The 1,051-nt window shown below is 47.9% G+C and carries 2 protein-coding genes; both read right to left on the minus strand.

Features of this window, described 5'->3' with window-relative positions:
- Positions 1–282: 282 nt before the first annotated feature.
- Positions 283–558, minus strand: coding sequence for a hypothetical protein (locus RR877_RS10595; RefSeq protein ID WP_332628249.1), 276 nt, complete (start codon positions 556–558; stop codon positions 283–285).
- Between the two features lies 1 nt (position 559).
- Positions 560–934: a hypothetical protein gene (locus RR877_RS10600; protein WP_332551548.1), complete on the minus strand. Its 375-nt coding sequence runs from the start codon at positions 932–934 to the stop codon at positions 560–562.
- Between the last annotated feature and the right edge of the window lie 117 nt (positions 935–1,051).

The following is a 1,051-nucleotide window of genomic DNA, read 5'->3' on the forward strand; positions in this document are numbered from 1 at the left end:
TTGATGACCGTTTAGCAACGGCCATCCTGGGTGGGGCTATCCGTGACGGCGACACTGTTCGGGTGGATCTTGATGGTGACAGTTTGACTGTTTCATCCGAGAAAGCTCACCCCGTCTATGACGCAGGTGATGAAGATCCCTTTATCGAGGCAGAGTTGATGGAAGATGATTAAACCACTGCTCAATTCTCTAAGAAGCTTCTGAGGGTATGTTCACCACGGAACCTGCCCCCTAAAGCTGGATTGTTTCAGTGCTACAGGCCCAGATCTAGGTTCATCGGCTTTATGCTGCGTGTGCCACTTTCAAAAGTTGCTGACGACTGTCATGTGACCATGAAGTAGAGCTGGTTGAGTAGAACTCATTCAGTTCACGCCAATATTTCTCAGGGATAGCAACGTTATTTTTGATTGCCCAATCAACGGTGAAATCTGCAGCACAGCCCTCTTCGCCACAATCGAGAAAATCGATAATGGCGGTCTTGAGTGGTTCCTCAATTTTTGACGACATTGCATTAAACAAATCCTGTGCAATGGGGGCAAGCGCTCTCATAGTTTTCATGTTACTTCGTCCTATCTTGTCTCAGTAAGGGCTTGGAGACTCTGACGCCATTGATGATCTTAAACACACCATTTCCCCTCAAGGGGTGAGCAGTCTTCAAAACCCGCTGACCTTTGTGATCAACAGAGAGCACAACTCTCAGAAGAATCCCATCGATATATCCGTCAAACAAAATGGTGGGTTCCAGTGAATCAACGGTCAGAGCTCGTTCGTGAATATTCAGAATTGCCGACTCGATGCGCGAGAGAGTCCAATAATCGGGAAACTCTGTTTTCCCCTCAACTCCCTGGCCTGCCAAATGACCGCCACCATTGTCGTCGCCAAAAAGTATGTGCAACCAAGTTTCAGCGGATGGATGCAGTGGGGGTTTGCTCATGCCCACACAATAGAAAGCCACTGGCTTCCTTTGAACTCCTGGCAACATTCTTGTTGATAAGCCTGCAGGTATGTGGGCAGTGGAGTAGTTGATGATGTTCAAGCGAAGTGAGTCAAT

It is taken from the genome of Aurantimicrobium sp., assembly GCF_036667855.1.
Classification (GTDB): Bacteria; Actinomycetota; Actinomycetes; order Actinomycetales; family Microbacteriaceae; genus Aurantimicrobium.